The following is a 16,135-nucleotide window of genomic DNA, read 5'->3' on the forward strand; positions in this document are numbered from 1 at the left end:
ACTACAAAGAAATTGAACCCATAATCCATCATTAATCAAAAATCACACGGTTTAATGTATAAAAAACAGTCACTTAGGTTGATTGTTGAATTATTATTTATATGCACTATGATAAAAATATATACATCAAAATGATTTTTGAATTTATTGCGGAGGCATCCATGAGAGGAAGAATTGCGCGACTCGGGTTTTCTCATTATGTGCATTATGAAGTATCAGCTGCATCACAATCAAAGAGACTCCCTTTGCCACTGGATGCAACCTACCTTCGACTTCAGGCCAAACAAAGAACTGAAGGGATACAATTGCTTCGGGATAAAATACCGACTGGGCCCAGTTTGATATATCGAGGTTCAGAAGGTTCTACAGAGGTTCTCGCTACAATGAAATCAAAGCGGTTAGGCAGAAAAGCTGAAGAGAGCAGAAAGACACCCACACACAATATCATAGGATATGTTCGTGATAATGACAGTAGTTTTTTCCTCTCCTTCACTCCCTGCAAAGAAACTGTAAAACCTTACACAGTAGGCTTATCATTAATTCCTAAAAAGGGTTATATTTTTGTAACTGCACTACCGAAAGTTTATACGACCCCACAAAAGCTTCTCCTTTTAAATGAAAAAATGTTTGAGCGTTACGATAAAAGAATGATTGAGTCGATGCCTCTGGATGAAGCTCGAGGATATCAAAGCATCGTCACGATGACAAAAAATAATAATGAAATTACCGGGATTATTGGTGCCTCGTTAAAGGACGATTGGCGCTCTGATGTGGACAGGCGAGTGCATAGCGTTATCGAAGTGTGTGGTCCTGGGCGAATCGCATCTAAGTTTATGAGCTCTAATGAGCCCGCCCATGTAAGACAGTGGACCAATGAAGATTTTTCTCCTGAACTTTTTGCATTGGATATCGTGTTTGCTGATACTCCTGAAGAATTTGAAGAAATGAATGCTAAAGCAGTAGACATGCAACTGATGCCTAAAGGATTTCGATTACCGACTCTTGAAGATGCCTGTGCGGTGATGCGTTCGAATCAATTAGAAGTATGGGAAGGGATTTATGGTACTACTGAGACCATGAAAGTCGCTTCACTTCCAAGTCATATTAAACCTGGTGACACACCGGCTCTTCTTGAGTTTATGGAGGAACAACTTAAATCAAATCCATCCGTAAAACCGCTAGAAGAACTAAGATCTTCTTTTTCCCAATTTTGATTTGAGGCAATCAGAGTAGGATCTTATTATCCTACTCTTGATTTCAACAAAAAGCATTTATTGAACACCAACTGCGGTGCTCCACGGGTAAAAATCACGGTCCTTACACGATTCAATGCAATCGTTTTGAGTTAATTGACCTTTATAAAAATATATAATAGGGTATTCCAGCTGCATAACACCATGGAGCAACTTGTTAAGGATAATTATGCGCTTACCTAAAATACTCTGTATTAGCTTGGCATTACCTCTTGTTTGTTCTGCAGGGACAATGGGCAATGTAAGTCCTTCTAAACTCTGGTCTGTCCCTATTCAAGGAGGTTTTTTTGGAGCATCTCAGGGCAAAGAGCAACATATTGATATTGATGGGTTGATAGGTAACGAATATACCTTGGATAGCAATTCTCAAATTAGCGGACTTGTTGGTGTTGGGCTTTATTTTAATGGTCCTTCTAACCATTGGTTTCAGCTTTCATATGGAGTCGACGCTTTTTATTTAGGGCAAACTAAAGTCCGAGGTGATATTATTCAAGAGGACTTGTTTACTAACTTTTCTTATCAATACAGTATTCAGAACGTCCCTGTCTATGCCGCCGCTAAGGCCCTTATACCGACGAACAACCCAAAGTACAATATTACGGTTGACGCAGGAATAGGTCCAAACTTTATGTGGACTTCTGGCTATCATGAAACACCATTAGAAGACTTTGCAATCCCTGATAATGCATTTGAAGGGACCTCCACAACCCATTTTTCTGTAATGGCTGGAGCCGGTATTCGTTTAAACAATATTATTGGTCCAATGCCAGTGGAATGCGGTTATCGTTTCTTTTATTTAGGTAAAGGTCATTTAAATGCGGTTAATGATCAATATCTCGATAATTTAACTACTGGCAATACTTATGCTAATGCATTGGTATGCGCAGTAACACTGTAATACATTTATTCGATGGCGATATTGCATGACAAAAAGGTATGGAGTGTCGTTTTTTTCATTGCAGAAACCGGAGCTTCTTATGAGGGCTCAGCATTATCCTATCCAGTATAATGCCATAAAATCCATCATGGATTATTCGAATACAGCAACTGTCTTAAATCGTTTAATCTAAGACAGTTGTCCTTACAGGTTATGCTAATTTCATTGAGGATAAAGTGAGTTCTTCCAATTGAGCCTCTTCTTTTTTTAGACTTAAAAGCTCCTTTCCTAATTTATCGCGCTGAACTTTAAGATCCCAAATTTTGCGATGAGTTCCATTATCTATTTCCTTTTTAATCACACCAATTTGTTCTTTAGTAAGTTCCCCGGTATGACGATAGTAAGCGTAAAGTTGGGCACATATCTCCTCAATTTTTTCCTCATCACCTAATTGTTCATTCTCAGGTTGTAGATGAAAATCAATCACACAACATAATGTGGCACGCACCTTGTTAAAATGAAGCCCTGATAAAAATGCACGATAAGCAGCGCTGTTGCGAACAAATAAAGGAATAAGGGAGTTTTCTAAACTTGAGAAACCATCAAGTCTGATAACATGAATCGGGGTTTTATTCATCAATGCCAGTTTGGCTGCCCCGGTGTAGACTCTAGGTGGTTCTTGGCCTATTCTGGCAAAGTTACCTTGAGGGAAAAGAGCGACGCATCCATTTTCATCAAGTGCTTTACTTGCCAGTTCGAGCGAGCCAGCATTAGCAGAGCGTCCATTATTGCCTTTAGCGTTTGCATCCACTGGTATCGTGTTAAACATTTTCAAAAAAGAAGCAACACCCGGTACCGAATTAAAAGAGGTGGTAGCAAAAAATCGAGGTGGAGTCCCCTTCATCTTGGAGGCAACAACAACGGCTTCCCAACCCGTTCGATGTGGGCCTATCGCAATGAGTTTCTTTTCATTTTCATTATTCGTAATTTCCAGATCACCACTTTTTGTATGCATCATACGCATCATGAGTACCAACAGACCGGCTATTATACGAGCAAAACGATTGTCAAAGTTAAGGCGATTATTTGACTCAGCATATCGTGCAAGTGCATACGTTGCTACAGCAAGACCAGTGAGTAGGAACAATATAGTATAAGCACTTGAAGCAGACTCATCAGAATTATTAAATTGATCTAAATGGCTATACATGAAAATTACTCCTTTAAAATCAGACACGAATTGTATTCCATGATTCGTTAATTGAATCACACTTCATAAAGTATGTTGGCCTCGCTGTGCGTCAATGAATCAATAGAGCTCGCTTTGGCCAAGATTTGCTATAGTACCTTTAAAATTGATGTTGTCAATTAAATGGTGATGCAACTGCTTGAATACGTAAATAATCGGTTCAAGCCAGTTGTTCCTTGCTTGATGCATCAGCACCGCAATTTTTAATTGAAGGCCAATAAAAGTTCTTCCTCTTCAATGGGCGTAATTTCATCACAGAACTGATCAATATTTTTACCTAAATTATTTAATTGTTCCGTCATAGGATTTTTTTGTGAAGAATAGATTCCATAAGAAAAACCACCAACACATAGAGCAGGAATTCCAATACTTGCGAGAGCGACTGCAAGGTAATCGGTAAAGTAACTTGCAGTAAGAAACCCAAAATACCAGGCACCGAATGAGGCGCCGATGGTCAATGCGAGACTGAATAACAAGATGTACATACACACCAGGGCAAGCTTATAATTTGCGCTGGGTAAATCAGTAGGGGTATGGATTGTAGCGGGGATGCTCAACGCATTAGTTTGTAGTTCTTTGCATGCCTCTGAAATTTTTTTTTCATGATCGGATGACTCTTTTGCTGGAGCTTCTGCAACTAATGACATGAGGTTTGTGGTATTGCGAATGATCAGATTTAACTGTTCCTTGGTATAAGCGTCATCGGTTAATGCAAGGATAATTTGACATTGATCGATGATATTGGCACCACGTTTTGCGATTTTCTTGAGATCTAGAGTATCTTTTTTCTTTTTTTGGGGTTTCAAAAACCAATATTTGGATAATCGCATTTCTACATCATGTTTCATTAGTAACTCCTTATATTTAAATATCCAAACAGGGTAAGTCAGGGAAACGAACTAGCCTACTCCGCTAACACGTGTTAATAGTACAACACAAGCAGAGGATTTTTAATCTAGATTATCCTGTTGTCAACATGCCACAAGAAATGCCGGTGACCGTTTTTCTTAAAAGAGGTAAATCCTTTCTTTTCATCGCCTCGATTTGAATGAGATTTAAAGGATGAACCAGAGTTGATCTTAATTGAATGCTTTCCCCAAGCCAGGGTTGATGAAAACAAAAATCTTGTTCACCCGTTATCTGATGGAAGAATAAGGTGGTTGACTTGAGTTCAGATTGAAACGGCTTTAGGTATTCATTGGAGCCAGTCAATTGGACCAGGTATTGTTCCCAGATAGGGAGGTACACTTTAGAAAGCGTTACGCCTAATTGTTTTACAAAAGCTGCTAAAAGAGCATTTTCTCTATAAAGCACCTTAAGTCTATTTTTTCCAGATGCATTGAGCTCTAACCAAGTGGAACCAATACCCCACCAAGTTGGGAACAGCAGTCGGGTTTGAGTCCAGCATAGGATCCATGGGATGGCTCGAAGTTTTCTTTGATCGGGCCCTGCTTTTCGTTTGGTCGGACGAGATCCAATCTTTAGTTCGTTTAAAAAATGATAAGGCGATGCCTGCTCAATGGTTGGCCAAAACCATTCGCTTTGTATCAGTTCTTTATATTTCTCACTGACTTTTGCGGAAAATAATAATAATTCTTCGGGATAATCATTATCCGTGTTCTTCTCTTTGTGTGAATAGATATCAAGAAATTTATCAATCTGACTTTTAAGTATGGAACTGGAACCAAAAAGTCTAGCGACCATTTCACCTTGAATGGTCACTTTGTAATTACTCATCATCTCCTTGGACCAGGAAGCAGTTTGTTCCTTGATATCCCCACCTCCTCGTTCAATGCTGCCACCTGATCCATGAAAAAAGATGGGGCGAAGATTCTTATTTTCCAGGGTGGTCTGAATACGTCCTAGACTTTTTGCTATCATCAGTCGGGAAGGCAATACTCCGTTTTCTTTAGACGAGTCGGAATAGCCCAGCATGACCTCATAATTTCCATCCCACTGTTTTAGATGCTTCTGTCGAATGTCTTCAGTGATTGAATCATTTAATATGGTATCTGCGCGAGTAAGCGCGAGTTGATTTTCAAACAAAGGCACAACAGGTAAGGCGTAACTTTTAAAAACTTGCTTCACCAGGCTAATTCCATTTTTTATATCCTCAGCAGATTCAACCATGCTGAGAATAAAACCGCGTATATAGTTTTTGGGATCCGTCCCCTGAGTGATCGAGTAGACTTGCTCAAGCATTTTGCTAATCGTTGTTTTTTTGATGCTGCTTAAGCTTTCTTTTACTACAGCTGAATCTTCTCTGAGCTCTAATGGTATCACCAGAGTGGGGTAGAGCTGAAAAATACTGGAGATTATGGAAAATTGCTCGAGCTCGAAATTTAAAAACTGAAAGGTGTCTGTTTGTAACCCAGTTAATTCGTTTTTGAATGCCGCTACTGTTTCATGATCTCTTGGTTTTATTTTCTTAAGATGGTTCGCTTTTTTAATAAACTGATGGAGCTTATTTTCTAAGACTTTATTTTCACTTAATGCGGTTGAGAGTTTGACAGTTTCTAATACTTCTTTGAGACATTCCTGGATATAATTGATAAAAAAAGATCGGGAAAGTTCGAGACTTTTAACCATGATTTTTTCATTAACCCCTGAATGCCCATCTTTATCACCTCCTACCCAGGTGCGTAATTGAATAGGGGCACCCTTAGATAAAAAAGAATGATACAGTTTGATGTTGTATGGATTGAGTGCGTATTGATAGATGTATTGAGCCTCATCTTCGACGCTTGGTTTTTCATAAAAGGAAATATTAATCTGCAGTGCAATTCTAAGCATTTGATCAAGATAAGACTCATTCATCAAATAAGGGGATTTCAGCACTTCGACAAGATAGTCACGAATTGCTTTAAACAGGGTTAAAAATTCATTGGTGCGAGCTTCTGTCGGATGCGCTGTTAGGACATAATGAATTCCCTGAGGTTTGTCCGCGTAGATTTTTTCTTTTCTTTGATTAATACGAAAAATGCGGTAGGCATTCTCGCAGGCATTAATGAGCTCCATCATGAGAGAAAAACCATGAGCAATGTGATAAAGCTGAGTACCATCAAGCTCGGAAAGCTCCATTTGAAGACTAGCAAGAGCAGTTCTAAGTGAATAGGTTTCATTCCCAATGGTGTTTTGCATGGAGAGTCGGATATGCTCAATTCGTTCGAATGTTTCTTTTCCATAAACTTCTGCAATGGCGTTCCCTAAACGAGTAAGGGACCAAGAAACCATATGACCGAGTTCTCTTGGTAGATGGGAGATGTTTTGTTTCATCGAAAACTCCGATTTTTAAAAGGTGTTCTGAATGTTTTGCGGAGTAATTTTTCCTGGCTTAGCGAAAAAATCATCCTGAACTCATGCAGATCCTGCACACGTTAACCTTCTACACGTGATCGAACGCCGATGAGACACCCTAATACGCCTTTTTTCAGTTTGGTAATTTACGGAAGCTAACGGATAAGCGGTTCCAACTATTAATCGCAATAATTGCCATAGTAAGATCAATGAGCTCTTTTTCACCGAAACAAGTCAGGGCTTCCTGATAAACAGGATCAGGAACATGAGTTTCTGATAATAAAGTCACGGCTTCAGTCCAAGCTAAAGCGGCTCGCTCACGAGTGGTGAAAAACGGAGATTCTCTCCATACGACCACTGAATGGAGACGGCGTTCAGATTCACCTTCTTTTTTTGCTTCAGTACTGTGTAGATCGACACAATAGACACAGCCATTAATTTGAGAGGCACGTAGCTTAACCAGATTAAGAAGGGTCTTTTCTAATCCACAACGATTAACGTACTGTTCAACGCCTAACATAGTCTTAACCGCATCAGGTGCTGCTTTATAAAAATCAATTCGTGAGTCCATTATGATTCTCCCTAAATTTTTAATCTTATTTATAGCATGTCCTTGCACTTTCTAGTACAAAGTTGAATGTATTTTGCTAGCCGACGTAATCATCACTTTATTCGCTTGTGGACAAATAGCAAGCGTAGGCAGGGATTCATAGGACTTTCAACTCTGAGCTTGCCCTATGCCCAAGGAATTTAATGTTCAAATAATTGATCAATTGGATTGGTGTTGATCAATTTATTGAGAATATAATATAATCTGCTTTAATTAAATCACCTCAATTAACTGGGATATGTCAGAATCTAAAATAGAAAGGCCAAAGCTGAGTATCCCTTTGAAGTCGCTTGATGAGACAAGTCTAGAACAGATTCAAAAAAAAGATTCTTCTACGCCCTTATCCAATACAATTAAAAGACAACTTTGGGATTTCTATAATTTACTGTCTGATATGATGTGTCGCACTCCTTATTTTAATAAGCTTCCCGAAGAGCTTGTGATGGAAATTATCACTCGTCTCAGGAAGGATGGAGCAAGAGACGAAAAAGCGATTAGCACCTTAGTCGCGACGCATAAAAGGATGCATACCTTATTTCAACCCACACGACTTGGCGATTTAACCCAGCAGTTGCTGTGTAATACGGTAACTGGGCAACAAGATAAAGCAGAAAGGCTAGTCGATATGCATCCTGAGTTGCAACTGAAGCCCGGTACAATAACAGACTATTCGGGTAGAACCTTTAAAAACATAACGGCGTATGAGTACGCCTATTGGGCAAAGGACACCCATATGTGTCGAATGCTGGAACGACACATGGATAGAGAGACTAAATTGGCAATGCTCAAACGTTGTGAAGCCATAGAAAAAAATGGATTGACCTATGAGCAACATGGAGTCGAGGTTAAGGGCTCTAAGCATTATGATATGACGCCACTCCTAAGTGCATTAAAAAATTTTAGAGACAGGCATAATAACTGGAGTACATTGTGGGGTCTCCAAGTGATGCTTGCAGCAGACCTTCTAATCGTTCAAGCCCAACGCGATGTACCAGTCCATGTGGCGAATGAATATTGCCGTAAGGATCGTTCATTTTATCCTACCCCTACATTTAAGGAAGATACCTTGCCACGAAAGCTAAAAATTTATCACACAGGGAGTGAAAGCAACGGTTCTTGGTTTTCCAATTTTAATAATACTTTTTTGATACGAAATAGTAACACCATCTGTCTTTCACCTAATTGGTTTGATCTGGAACTGGCGGAGCGCATAGACATTGATTTGGCAGCGTTAGAGCAGCTTGATAAAGTAAGAACAGAGGAACTTGCAGAGCTGCAGGAAAAACTTAGGTGGGTTGAACCAACGCGGCCTAAAAATTGTTCTTGTTTTTGAAGAGCTTATTAAAGCAGCCCAGGTAGATACTGTCTTTGCACTTGCTTCTCAAGGTCACGATTTGTTGCCTGATCAATAAAACCATTTTATTTAAGAAATTATTTTTAATAGAAATAATCACGATTAAAATGTTCTTGCAACGACTGTGCTGTGGTCACAATCGATTTAAGCCACCGTTCTAGAGCAACATCAATCACTTTTTTTATTTCGTGGCGTTAAAACTGCTAAAACAAACGCAACGAGAAACAAAACCGGGACATCACCATATAGATGAGCAAAATGGTTGGGGTAGTACAACGCTTGGAGGGTCATGATGAATCCATGGACCACACTAGACCAAACGGTAAACCAAATTAAACTTAAATGCTGAGTTGGATTTTTTGCCGCCAGGATTAAAAACACGCCTAATGTTGCATAAATTCCCAATATCATTTGTAAATAGACGTTTTGGCCAACTTGATGCCAAGCCCATCCAGAAGGCCATAAAAGGGTTAACGGATAGAGAGCGAAAATAAAAAGCAGACCTATGATAAACAAAACAACCCGAAGTATTTTATAATCGTTTTTGGTGTCCATGATTAAGCTCCATGCCAAAATACGTCCTAATATTTTAATTATAGCAAGTCTGGATCAAACAACTTCTTATAAAGTGGTTATTTATTCGATTACACTTAGTTACCCCGTTTAGATGGGCCTGAAGGAGATTCGTCAGGATCTGGTTGATCGATTTTTAAAAAAGACTGTCTTGATTGGTATACCAACTCCCGCAGTTGGACACTTTTTGGCGTGGGCGCTTTTTTCATCAGTGGTGTTAGCGTATACCCTTCCAAAGCAAGCAGGTTAGGTAATCCATATTTACCCGAATTATGCATTGAACCACAGGCTACTAGCGTTGATTTTTTCTGAGAAAGAATATCATCTAACCAATATAGGTTCCGTCTTATTGCCGAATGTAAGAGAGGATTTGCTTTACTACGGTCATCAAGTTTTAAAGGGGCTATTGACGTTAAATATTGCTTGTTGAAATCTTCTTTGTCAGATTGTGTCGGTTCATCTTTTGTGCTTGTAGTTTCAGACTTGACAAAACCTGACGCAGCGATAACAGTCCGATTTTCAAGAGACTTGAGATTTTTGTTTAATTCAATCGCCTTTTCTTGAATTAAATCATCAACAGAAGTTTCCACTCTTACCTCTGAGACTACTTCAACCATTACTTCATCGACTTTATCTACCACCCCTTCACATACATCAGCAAAATAATCTTTTGTATCCAACAGGAACTCATGACAGGTACTGAATAAATAAATTGGTGGACATCCCTCCTTCTCAGCTTTCCATAAAAATGCAACATCGTTCACAAGCTCAGGACAATCGGTGTATCTATTTTCAGCTTCATCCATTTTTTTACTAATGCTTTCTTGCTCCATTAATTGATCCGATAAGGAGTCGTCTAAAAAAATGTTTTGGGATTTTTCTGAGTCACTTTCTTTAAAATTCGCCTCAATCTGATTTTTTAAATCAAATAACCTGTTTTTAAGATGATTTAAATCATCGAGAACAAATGGATTTATTGACTCTACACGTTCATCCTCAATGCGAATTAGCTCGGGAGCCGGCTCAATTGACTTGAGCGAATCATGTGGATTGGATGCAATTTCAGGTCCGCTGCCCATAAGTCGGTCATAAGCTTCTCGAACCAATGTAAATTGACGCGCCGCATCTTCTCTCTCTTTCTGGCTCTTACCAGCCTGTTTATCGGGATGATACTTCAAAATAAGCGCTTTATACGCTCCTCTTATTTCTCCTCGTTTTGCAGATGGATCAATACCCAATATTTTGTACGGATTCATTTACAAACCTCTTATAATGCAAATTAGATAAAGATTAGATGGTTTTTCCATTCCTTGCAGAGATAGGCGCAAAGGTTAAAAATATCTAAGCAACTGGATAAAGCTCCTATTATTTATATTAAAGCACAATCCAAGGGGATTGTATAAAAACAAATCAATTTGAATTGAACATTTTATCCGGTAATTTTCTCATTGATTGTGTTTTTATGGCCCCTCGCTGCTTGTTTTTCAGAGCATTTTCTCCTTAAAAATTCGCCATTCCTGAATTGTGTTATGATTCATAAAAATATTGAACCTAGAATATGAATGGAATAGGGTGTATATGGTGAAAAAGCTTAAGCCTTTATCAGTAAAGCAACACTCAATTGTTATTAAGACACTGGAGATCTCTGATATTCCTATTCTCGTCGATGCCTTTCAAAAGGCAAATTGGCAAAAACCTGCATCATTGTTTAAGACGTATTATCAAGAACAACAACACTCTGAGCGAGTGATATGGCTCGCTTATTTTCAAGACCAGATTGCAGGCTACGCTACTCTAAAATGGATATCACAATATCAGCCTTTTGCTCAGCAAAAAATCCCGGAAATTATGGATTTGAATGTATTACCTTCTTTTCGCAGGCATGGAATAGGAAGTGCTCTACTCACTGTTGCTGAAGAACAGGCAGCGAATCGGTATGATCGAGTTGGCATTGGTGTTGGATTATATGGCGGCTCTGATGGCGGATATGGACAAGCCCAACGTCTTTATGTAAATCGGGGTTACATTCCTGATGGTTTAGGGGTAACTTATAACTACAAGCCAACTGTTCCCGGGCAGGCATACCCCCTAGATGATGATTTAATTTTATGGTTTACCAAAGCTCTAAAATAAAACTACTTAACTCTGACGCTCTAGGTTATTAGTTTCGTGCTCGGTTCGTGCTTTAATTGTTGCCCATATTCTCAATGCGAGATCAGTTAATTAGCAATTTCTAAGTATGCTCAAGATGGGATGCTGGCTTTTTGTAGCTCAGCCTACGTTGGATGAATCTCAAGAAAATGGATTTTCCCACCAGATTACTTTTTATTGTTACTGCATTAATTGAACAAAGTAACAACCCAATGTTTTTTACTTATTATTTAATGAGCGCAATAAGTCTTAGCTTCGTTGCTATTTTGTATCTTGCTAAAACAAAGAACTATGATGACAAAATCAGAATGGTTAACGAAATTCATAGTGCTGCCGAAAAATTTGAGCACAATTAGGTCCGATAAGCCCAGCTAACTCTGAGAGCATCAATACAAAGAATAATCTTCACAGATCTTGTCTTGGGCAAGTACTTATTTTTGAAAGCTACTTAAACATAAGTGATCTCCTATGATAAAATAATGATCATTTTTTAATGGTTATCAATGAGGTTTGAGGATGTTTAATACATTTCATAGTGCTGGAGTAAAGGCATTTGATCAAAAAAACTATGGATTAGCTAAAGATTTTTTTCTGCAAGCAATTAATAAAAATCCAGAAGTAGCGGAAAGCTATTTTTATTTAGGACAATGTTTCTTTTTTGGTGATAAAAAACAACAAGCGATTCCTGCTTTAAAAAAATTCATTGAATTGAGACAAACTAATTCAGATGAAGTAGCCAATGTTGCTTATGCATTCGACTTATTAGGCCAATGTTATGAAACGGAAAATAGGAACTCGCCCGCACTCAAATGTTACGAGACGGCAACCAAAATTTATCCCTCCGGCGCCTCTGCCTGGAATAACATGGGTTTGTTTTACATGAAATCCGCGCAGCATTATCTTGAAGCAGACTTGACCAATAGCGGGAGGCTGTTTAAAGGTGCATATGCATTTATCAAAAAAGCCTTGGAACTATGCAGTAATAACCCAGTATTTTTACACAGTCTAGCCAGTTGGTATGAACAATACGTTGAAGTTCTTGGACGAGTGGTTGAAGACGAAGAAACTGTTCAGAAGAATATAGCTAGCAGTTTTAATGATGCGATCGATTATTACCGAAAAGCATTATCAGCATGTTCCGAACAAGAGTTGGCATTGAGAAACATTATTTTATCTAACCTCACCGAATGTCTCGCGCAATATGGCCATCATTTGTATCAAAATAAAGAGTATAGAAAGGCGCAAGAGACTTATTTGGAAGCACTTTCTCTTGATCCAGAACATCTTGTTGTGATGAATCAAATTGGAATGGCCCTTTCGAAACAGGAGCAATACTTAGAGGCACGACACTATTTTTCTTCGATTTTGCTAAAAACAGAGGATAAACAAGAAATTGCGGATGCTTATTTAAACATTGCTTGTACCTATCGATTGGAGCAAGAGTGGGATGAGGCGGCAAAGGCACTGAGTGACGCTAAGAAATTCGCACCTGAGGATGCTTCTATTGCCGACGAAGAAAAAAAGTTGAATCATGCAAAATCAGCGGCTCTTCTTACATCTACACCTCAAACCCTATTTGGCCACTCAAATCCTGACTCCCAAATTGTAAGTAAAACAGCCCCAGAATCAAGTTGTTCAATTTGATTTTTAGCAACTGGATTGGGTCATTTGGCCCAACCTAACCTCTAATTTTGATCCAAAGAAGAATTTCTGCTTCGTTAATGGTTTTATTAAATCAATAAATCTTGTATTGAGTGTATTGTTGGGGTCAAATGACCAACCGACGCTTGCTTATTAAAATATCAAAATCAGCTCATTTTTATAGGTTTAATTGGTTTTTATTTGCAAAAATAGATTTGTTATAAAACATTTAGTAAAATAATTAAATAGGTCTATCATGTTTTTAGAGGTTAATCATAAAATATCAACTTGATTAAGTTATGACACCCAAAAAGAGTTCACGGGATATTCGCATTAAACGGATCTTGGCAGTATCCAAAGAGAGGAATTATTCTCATGATCGCAGAAAAGTTAAACATCAAGTTTGATATTGAGCGTATTCAAAATTATTTTAATCAATACGTCAAACACCTGCAGCCCGTGCAACAAAATGAGATGTTCGGTGGTTGGAGTATATTGAGTACAAGTGGTGATTATCGAGATGGTTTTCAACAAACAGAAAAGCGTTTCTACTTTGTTGATCAGGCTAGTGGCGAATATCAGTTTGACTATGAAAGAGCCCATCGTGAAATTGGTTATACATGGCCGAGGATGCATGTTAATCCAACTCAAGTGGCTACTGGATATATTGCTGACATCATTGAGACGATTCACAAATTAGGATTACAACCCCACCATGCCCGTTGGACACGGATTTCGCCCCAAGGAACCACTATTTGGCATCGAGATACATGGGAAAACTCCTATAAAGTTCGATTGCATATTCCTGTGATCACCAATCCTGAGTGTAAATTCGAAACTGAAGAAGGTGCATTTCACATGCCAGCAGACGGCTATTGCTATCTGGTTGCGGTTAATTGCTTGCACAGAGCATACAACCATGGCAACGAGGATCGCATTCATATCATCATGGATGTGATAGATGATGTCGGTATCAGCCAATATCACCGGACCGCCAAGTGCCTGCAAACCAATAATCATTTGATTAATTGGCCTATTCGCCTAATTAAAAAAATTTGGGGCTCTTAGGTCGCAAAAATGATGACTAAACGTAAGCCATAGTTCAAACTAGAGTTCTTCTTATGATGATAACCAGAGTATGAGTATCACAAATATTAATCACATTACGCTTGCATGCGCTGACATTAATCGGTCCTTCTTGTTTTACAAGGATATTCTGGGGTTTAAGCCTCTCGTAAAATGGGATAAGGGAGCCTATTTTCTTGTAGGAGATTTTTGGTTCTGTCTCAATGTTGATTTAGCCAGGAAACCTCAGCCTTGTTATACTCACTATGCTTTTAGTGTCAGCAGCGAAGACTTTCAATCTCTGGCTAAAAAGATTACTGAATCAGGGGCATATCGATTCAAGGACAACACTTCGCCAGGTGACTCACTTTATTTTCTGGATCCAGATGGACATAAACTCGAGATTCATGCTGGCAACTATCAAACCAGAATTGCAGCTAAAAAAATAGAGATGGGTCATTGGAAGAATGTGGAATGGTTTGTATGATCAAAATTGATTTTTTTAAAAAAGATCCACACCCCACACCCGAACTTTAGAGTGAGTGATGTGGGAAAAATAAAATCTTGGTTTGTATCTCAGTGGAATCAAATAGACCGTATTTTGACTCATAAATAAGGAAGGTTATGAAATAAGCTTCCTTATTTATTAAGCAGATCAATGGCATCAAGAAACGAGGTCGAATCTTTCGTTGCGTACTTCATCATCTGCTTCACTATCTAATTCAACCTTGGGTGTAGGTAAAGATTTCATTGGCTTAGCTGCAAAGATACTTAATGGCCAGGCAATGGATGAACTGTTGGGAATAGCCCTAGGCAAAGCCATCATGGAAGCCTGATTCTCAAGACGAGTTAAACTCAACGCTACAGGTAGATATAAGCTTGCCCCAGGTAATTTAACGGGTCCAGTTAACAGCTTCTCCAGAAGAGTATTTCGCTCTTGAGAATCTAAAGGGATTAATTCATGTTGGGTCGTATGTTCACATGCATCTTTAGCCTGATTGGAAAGAAAAACCTGCTGTAAATAACTACTATGACAATCGGCATAAGAAGGAGCAACAAACTCGACCGTTCCGATTGGATTTGTACCGGTCTTTCTAAATGAAATCGAGGTTATTTGTGGTTTAGAAAAGTTGAAGCGTAATTTATTGGTCCCTTTAATTCCTACGAGCTCTTCCTCTAATTCAGTGGCAGCCGTTTCAACTACCAAATTACTTCCATTATAGAAATTTAGTCTTTTTTCTTCATCATGAGCTTCTAGAAAACCACCGGGAACTGAATATAATCCAAGAGCTGCCCTTTGTAATAACATCGACATGCCGTTGCGAGTGACCAATGGGGAAAGAACACCGGTCTTGAAAAAATTATGTTGATAAAGAGTACTGTACTCAGGGAATTTTTTATTACTGAGCGCGACAATAAAAGAATAAGGTACTTTTTTAGCCTCCAAATAAAGCGTATTCGTGCTTTCATTGTAGGTTACGCCAGTGATAACCATTTGTTTGCCATCATAAAAACGTGGATTTTTGCTTTTTTGTTCTGCAACTACTTTTAATCGAGCATCTTCCTCTTCCTGACTCAGATTAATCTCTGGTAAATCATCATAAAAATCAGCAGGTTCTAAAGTGGAACTATTTTTTACAAAAATAACCTTCGGGCTCTTTTTAAATTCAAAACTTGATTGCGTTGTATTCGTATCAAAATTAATTGCGGCTTGTTTTGTATCAGTAGCATAAGAACGAGATAATTGATCGGTACTGGTGTGTTGAGATACAGTTTTTTCCCACAAACGAATAAGATCGAACATAAAAAAACCTCACGATATACTAAAAAAAATGCAATTGTACTATAAGTAAACATTAATACATATTATCCCTTGCAAAATACCATCAACCATTACTAACAGTGAACAAGGTGAACGCAGCTAATTGCTTCTTGCTTATTTTTTATTCTATCTGTATGTGGTTTTAAATGATCAAAATTGAGAAGTACGAGTTAATCAACTATTATTTATCTGTAACAAAATAACATCGCATGGAATGCGATAAAAACTCAACGATTTGAAAGG

The 16,135-nt window shown here is 38.4% G+C and carries 15 protein-coding genes; 8 read left to right on the plus strand and 7 right to left on the minus strand.

Going from position 1 to position 16,135, the window contains the following annotated elements; genetic code table 11:
- The first annotated feature begins 161 nt into the window (after positions 1–161).
- Positions 162–1,214, plus strand: a complete 1,053-nt coding sequence (locus tag OQJ13_RS11680) for a hypothetical protein (protein ID WP_265710987.1) — start codon at positions 162–164, stop codon at positions 1,212–1,214.
- A 208-nt stretch (positions 1,215–1,422) separates the two neighbouring features.
- On the plus strand, positions 1,423–2,151 hold the full coding sequence (locus OQJ13_RS11685; RefSeq protein WP_265710988.1) for a hypothetical protein: 729 nt from the start codon (positions 1,423–1,425) through the stop codon (positions 2,149–2,151).
- Between the two features lie 190 nt (positions 2,152–2,341).
- Here OQJ13_RS11685 and OQJ13_RS11690 read toward each other — a convergent pair whose 3' ends face one another.
- The 4 genes from OQJ13_RS11690 to OQJ13_RS11705 all read right to left on the minus strand — a co-directional run bounded on the left by OQJ13_RS11690 (position 2,342) and on the right by OQJ13_RS11705 (position 7,247).
- A complete protein-coding gene (locus tag OQJ13_RS11690) occupies positions 2,342–3,340 on the minus strand; it encodes a lysophospholipid acyltransferase family protein (RefSeq protein WP_265710989.1) in 999 nt (332 codons plus the stop codon).
- 242 nt (positions 3,341–3,582) lie between these two features.
- Positions 3,583–4,227: a hypothetical protein gene (locus OQJ13_RS11695; RefSeq protein WP_265710990.1), complete on the minus strand. Its 645-nt coding sequence runs from the start codon at positions 4,225–4,227 to the stop codon at positions 3,583–3,585.
- A gap of 112 nt (positions 4,228–4,339) precedes the next feature.
- Positions 4,340–6,655, minus strand: a complete 2,316-nt coding sequence (locus tag OQJ13_RS11700) for a phosphoenolpyruvate carboxylase (RefSeq protein ID WP_265710991.1) — start codon at positions 6,653–6,655, stop codon at positions 4,340–4,342.
- A 154-nt stretch (positions 6,656–6,809) separates the two neighbouring features.
- Positions 6,810–7,247, minus strand: a complete 438-nt coding sequence (locus OQJ13_RS11705) for a carboxymuconolactone decarboxylase family protein (protein ID WP_265710992.1) — start codon at positions 7,245–7,247, stop codon at positions 6,810–6,812.
- A gap of 277 nt (positions 7,248–7,524) precedes the next feature.
- Between OQJ13_RS11705 and OQJ13_RS11710 the strand changes: the two genes are divergently transcribed.
- Positions 7,525–8,619, plus strand: coding sequence for a hypothetical protein (locus OQJ13_RS11710; RefSeq protein ID WP_265710993.1), 1,095 nt, complete (start codon positions 7,525–7,527; stop codon positions 8,617–8,619).
- 189 nt (positions 8,620–8,808) lie between these two features.
- Here OQJ13_RS11710 and OQJ13_RS11715 read toward each other — a convergent pair whose 3' ends face one another.
- Together OQJ13_RS11715 and OQJ13_RS11720 are read right to left on the minus strand one after the other, a co-directional pair.
- Complete coding sequence (locus OQJ13_RS11715) at positions 8,809–9,195, minus strand: DUF6632 domain-containing protein (protein ID WP_265710994.1); 387 nt, start codon at positions 9,193–9,195, stop codon at positions 8,809–8,811.
- Positions 9,196–9,290: 95 nt separating this feature from the next.
- A complete protein-coding gene (locus tag OQJ13_RS11720; RefSeq protein ID WP_265710995.1) occupies positions 9,291–10,469 on the minus strand; it encodes a DnaJ domain-containing protein in 1,179 nt (392 codons plus the stop codon).
- Between the two features lie 322 nt (positions 10,470–10,791).
- On the opposite strand from OQJ13_RS11720, the gene OQJ13_RS11725 reads away from it, so the two are divergent.
- The 5 genes from OQJ13_RS11725 to OQJ13_RS11745 all read left to right on the plus strand — a co-directional run bounded on the left by OQJ13_RS11725 (position 10,792) and on the right by OQJ13_RS11745 (position 14,557).
- Positions 10,792–11,346: a GNAT family N-acetyltransferase gene (locus OQJ13_RS11725; protein WP_265710996.1), complete on the plus strand. Its 555-nt coding sequence runs from the start codon at positions 10,792–10,794 to the stop codon at positions 11,344–11,346.
- A 167-nt stretch (positions 11,347–11,513) separates the two neighbouring features.
- Positions 11,514–11,720, plus strand: coding sequence for a hypothetical protein (locus tag OQJ13_RS11730; protein ID WP_265710997.1), 207 nt, complete (start codon positions 11,514–11,516; stop codon positions 11,718–11,720).
- A gap of 160 nt (positions 11,721–11,880) precedes the next feature.
- Positions 11,881–13,008: a tetratricopeptide repeat protein gene (locus tag OQJ13_RS11735; protein ID WP_265710998.1), complete on the plus strand. Its 1,128-nt coding sequence runs from the start codon at positions 11,881–11,883 to the stop codon at positions 13,006–13,008.
- Between the two features lie 372 nt (positions 13,009–13,380).
- Complete coding sequence (locus OQJ13_RS11740) at positions 13,381–14,073, plus strand: aspartyl/asparaginyl beta-hydroxylase domain-containing protein (RefSeq protein ID WP_265710999.1); 693 nt, start codon at positions 13,381–13,383, stop codon at positions 14,071–14,073.
- A gap of 70 nt (positions 14,074–14,143) precedes the next feature.
- A complete protein-coding gene (locus OQJ13_RS11745) occupies positions 14,144–14,557 on the plus strand; it encodes a fosfomycin resistance glutathione transferase (RefSeq protein ID WP_265711000.1) in 414 nt (137 codons plus the stop codon).
- A gap of 177 nt (positions 14,558–14,734) precedes the next feature.
- Here OQJ13_RS11745 and OQJ13_RS11750 read toward each other — a convergent pair whose 3' ends face one another.
- The gene (locus tag OQJ13_RS11750; protein ID WP_265711001.1) at positions 14,735–15,874 is read right to left on the minus strand and encodes a hypothetical protein; all 1,140 of its coding nucleotides are present in this window, start codon (positions 15,872–15,874) and stop codon (positions 14,735–14,737) included.
- Positions 15,875–16,135 lie beyond the last annotated feature (261 nt).

The organism is Legionella sp. PATHC035, from assembly GCF_026191115.1.
In the GTDB taxonomy this organism is placed as follows: domain Bacteria; phylum Pseudomonadota; class Gammaproteobacteria; order Legionellales; family Legionellaceae; genus Legionella.

What these genes read in the sequence shown, in the direction of transcription:
- OQJ13_RS11680 (WP_265710987.1), top strand. Translation starts at nt 162, where the DNA reads ATGAGAGGAAGAATTGCGCGACTCGGGTTTTCTCATTATGTGCATTAT.
- OQJ13_RS11685 (WP_265710988.1), top strand. Translation starts at nt 1,423, where the DNA reads ATGCGCTTACCTAAAATACTCTGTATTAGCTTGGCATTACCTCTTGTT.
- OQJ13_RS11690 (WP_265710989.1), bottom strand. Translation starts at nt 3,340, where the DNA reads ATGTATAGCCATTTAGATCAATTTAATAATTCTGATGAGTCTGCTTCA.
- OQJ13_RS11695 (WP_265710990.1), bottom strand. Translation starts at nt 4,227, where the DNA reads ATGAAACATGATGTAGAAATGCGATTATCCAAATATTGGTTTTTGAAA.
- OQJ13_RS11700 (WP_265710991.1), bottom strand. Translation starts at nt 6,655, where the DNA reads ATGAAACAAAACATCTCCCATCTACCAAGAGAACTCGGTCATATGGTT.
- OQJ13_RS11705 (WP_265710992.1), bottom strand. Translation starts at nt 7,247, where the DNA reads ATGGACTCACGAATTGATTTTTATAAAGCAGCACCTGATGCGGTTAAG.
- OQJ13_RS11710 (WP_265710993.1), top strand. Translation starts at nt 7,525, where the DNA reads ATGTCAGAATCTAAAATAGAAAGGCCAAAGCTGAGTATCCCTTTGAAG.
- OQJ13_RS11715 (WP_265710994.1), bottom strand. Translation starts at nt 9,195, where the DNA reads ATGGACACCAAAAACGATTATAAAATACTTCGGGTTGTTTTGTTTATC.
- OQJ13_RS11720 (WP_265710995.1), bottom strand. Translation starts at nt 10,469, where the DNA reads ATGAATCCGTACAAAATATTGGGTATTGATCCATCTGCAAAACGAGGA.
- OQJ13_RS11725 (WP_265710996.1), top strand. Translation starts at nt 10,792, where the DNA reads ATGGTGAAAAAGCTTAAGCCTTTATCAGTAAAGCAACACTCAATTGTT.
- OQJ13_RS11730 (WP_265710997.1), top strand. Translation starts at nt 11,514, where the DNA reads ATGGATTTTCCCACCAGATTACTTTTTATTGTTACTGCATTAATTGAA.
- OQJ13_RS11735 (WP_265710998.1), top strand. Translation starts at nt 11,881, where the DNA reads ATGTTTAATACATTTCATAGTGCTGGAGTAAAGGCATTTGATCAAAAA.
- OQJ13_RS11740 (WP_265710999.1), top strand. Translation starts at nt 13,381, where the DNA reads ATGATCGCAGAAAAGTTAAACATCAAGTTTGATATTGAGCGTATTCAA.
- OQJ13_RS11745 (WP_265711000.1), top strand. Translation starts at nt 14,144, where the DNA reads ATGAGTATCACAAATATTAATCACATTACGCTTGCATGCGCTGACATT.
- OQJ13_RS11750 (WP_265711001.1), bottom strand. Translation starts at nt 15,874, where the DNA reads ATGTTCGATCTTATTCGTTTGTGGGAAAAAACTGTATCTCAACACACC.